5 protein-coding genes are annotated in these 2,634 nt (G+C 60.2%); all 5 read left to right on the top strand.

Annotation, left to right across the window (positions count from 1 at the left end):
• Positions 1-85 precede the first annotated feature (85 nt).
• Complete coding sequence (locus GY937_25250; GenBank protein MCP5060023.1) at positions 86-259, top strand: hypothetical protein; 174 nt, start codon at positions 86-88, stop codon at positions 257-259.
• A 1-nt stretch (position 260) separates the two neighbouring features.
• Positions 261-425, top strand: a complete 165-nt coding sequence (locus GY937_25255) for a hypothetical protein (GenBank protein ID MCP5060024.1) — start codon at positions 261-263, stop codon at positions 423-425.
• Between the two features lie 50 nt (positions 426-475).
• A complete protein-coding gene (locus tag GY937_25260) occupies positions 476-1,477 on the top strand; it encodes a PD-(D/E)XK nuclease family protein (GenBank protein MCP5060025.1) in 1,002 nt (333 codons plus the stop codon).
• Positions 1,470-1,904, top strand: a complete 435-nt coding sequence (locus GY937_25265; protein MCP5060026.1) for a hypothetical protein — start codon at positions 1,470-1,472, stop codon at positions 1,902-1,904. Before GY937_25260 ends, GY937_25265 begins: the two co-directional genes overlap by 8 nt.
• On the top strand, positions 1,897-2,634 hold a 738-nt coding region (locus GY937_25270), incomplete at its 3' end, for an AAA family ATPase (protein MCP5060027.1). The genes GY937_25265 and GY937_25270, both read left to right, overlap by 8 nt.

The following is a 2,634-nucleotide window of genomic DNA, read 5'->3' on the forward strand; positions in this document are numbered from 1 at the left end:
CGGGGGTGACAGCATCACATTGACCGCCGCTGATCTGGTGGTGTTGGCCCGGCCTAGTCGCCGACCGTCAGCCAACCAGCAAGTGATGAAGCGTGTCGACCGTTGGGGTCAGACACGTCCACCTCAGTGCCAGATCCTGGTGTCTGAGGGCACTGTCGACGAGACAGACCTGGCTTCGCTGGCCGGGAAGATCAACATCCAGGAAGAGATGACCCTTGATAAAAAACGACTCAAGGGCCTGTTGAAAGGACAACCATGACATGAGCGGACACCGCTTTGAAGTGCTGATAGAGATACCAAACAGCTACGGGAACCCCGAGGAGGGTCACACGGAGGACATAGAGGGCTACCTCCAGGGCTGGAGTATCAAGGGTGACCTGGGGGAATATGACGTCCGCAATTGCAAGTACGTGGGGGAGGAGTAGTAGTGGTCGCTGACCTGACCCCGCAAGAAGACGGAGTCCTGCTCCTCCGAGTGAGCGACATCCGCACCTGGCTCGATTGCCCCCGCAAGTTCTGGCTTCAGACATTGCAAGGGCTCCGGCCAGGTGGTGACAAGACCGACCAGCTCGAGGTATCGAACTACCGCACGTTCGACCCGGCCCACCCAGAGGAACTGAACGAAGAGGTGGTTGTCCAGACCAGGGAGGCCAACCGACGGGACGAAGGGACCATGGTCCACGCCGTCACCGAAGCGTACTACCGAGGGGACTTGCCACCTAACTGGGACCCCATGGTCCTACGAGGGGCGGCTCAAGGGTTTATTGAAGCCAAGGCTGAGGAACTGAGCGACAACCTAGCTACAGAGTCTTGGGCCGAGGCTGTTCGCTACGCCACTGCCATGGCCACTGGCTACGTCCCGTGGGTACAGCGTGAGGGCCACGACGTAGGCAAGAAGGTTCTGGCCGTAGAGGAGCGGATGACCTGGGACTTTGAGGCCACCTACGCCGGCACCACCTCCCCGTACCACACCATCAGGGTCACGGGCCAACCTGACCACGTCGAACAAGACACCATCACTAGTGAGATCGGGATCGGTGACACCAAGACCGTGTCGTCCCTCAAGAAGGGTGGCCCCCGAGCACACGACTTCCAACTCACCGCCTACGCCTGGCTGTACTGGAAGAACCACGGTCGGATGCCGACCTACGGGTACCAGAACCTGATAGCCCGTTCCCTCCAGACAGCCAGGGCCACCCCTCCGTTCTACCGGAGGGTTCCGATCACCATCGGGGCGCAGTCTCTACGGCAGTTCACCCGATTCATGGAGGACACAATCGTCCGTATAGAGAACATGATCGCTGACACCAGTTACGACCCCCGCTTGATCCCCTACAACGAGGGCCCCCTCTGCACCCAGTTCAAGTGCGGTGTGCTTCCGTTGTGCGATGCCATGAGCAGCGGCTCACCTGTGCGGTGGAAGGAGCTGGCCAACCAGCACTTCGGAGGCAGCTACGAGGAGCTCTACGATGACTGAGCGGCAGAAGGTATGGACACTAGAGAGCGGTAGCTACTCCGACTACACCGTGCACGGTGTCTACTCCACCAAAGCAAAGGCTGAACTCGTCGCTTCTGCCCTCACAGGCAACTGGAGTGTGTTCGACATAGTAGAGCAGGACATGGACCCCCTGGTTGAGGAGTTGGAGGCGGGTATGCACCTCTACGACGTACTCATGGACTCTAAAGGCCACGTAGAGCGGGTGAGCATAGACGCAGAACCAGCCACGTACACGGCGCAAGACGGGTGTACTTGGTGGAAGCGTTCTACCGCCCCTGCGTACCGGGGTAAGGGTGTGCTGGACGCTGTCCGGGGGCACATCTGGGCTGCGGATGAGGGACACGCCATCAAAATCGCTAACGAGTACCGGGTGAGGCACCTGGCCAAAGGGGCTTCTCGTGACTAAGCCCCGCCGTGGAACCTCGTTCCTCATCCATGCCCGCCCCGGTGGCGGCAAATCCACCCTGCTCCACACCACGCCAGGCCCCCGCCTCATCGTGGACGCTGAAGCAGGCGATGACGAGTTCGAGGCAGACGTAGAAGTCCTCAAGTGGGACGACTTCGTGGACGCCAACGAGGACCCAGCCCTGCTCACCCCCAAGACCTCCGTCGTCATCGATGCCCGTACCTACGCTGACTACCAGTTGGGTATGCGGATCATCCGAGAGGACGTCAGGACTCGCAGATTCAGGTCGTTCTGCCTAGACACGATCACACGTATCCAGTCCAAGATGGAAGAAGAGCTGCTCCCCCTCAACCGATCTGCCCTCAAAGCAAGAGGGCGGAACTTCGAGCACTTCGATCAGCTGCTCAACTACATGCGAGCTGACCTGGAGTACCTGCACGAGCAGACCATCGAGCGAGGGCTGGTCACAGCCTGGGCCTGCCAATCAGACAAGGAGATGAACCCCATCACCCCCCGGCTCCTAGGTCAGCTCCGTAAGAGCATCCCGGATATCCCAGACATCGTTGGGTTCCTCCGAGCAGAAGAGGGGGCAGACACGGACGGCAAGGCTGTCACCTGGTGGGAGATGGACATCTCCAGCGCTGAGGGCTCCCTGGCCGAGGCCAAGTGCCGACGAAGGCTAGTGGCAAAGAAGTGGGGCAAGGTCATACCGCACCCCAACCTGAAGGAA

The sequence above is a fragment of the bacterium genome (assembly GCA_024228115.1).
In the GTDB taxonomy this organism is placed as follows: Bacteria; Myxococcota_A; UBA9160; order UBA9160; family UBA6930.

Bases quoted from the DNA above. Each gene is read 5' to 3' on its own strand.
- GY937_25250 (MCP5060023.1), top strand. From the start codon at position 86: ATGAAGCGTGTCGACCGTTGGGGTCAGACACGTCCACCTCAGTGCCAG.
- GY937_25255 (MCP5060024.1), top strand. From the start codon at position 261: ATGAGCGGACACCGCTTTGAAGTGCTGATAGAGATACCAAACAGCTAC.
- GY937_25265 (MCP5060026.1), top strand. From the start codon at position 1,470: ATGACTGAGCGGCAGAAGGTATGGACACTAGAGAGCGGTAGCTACTCC.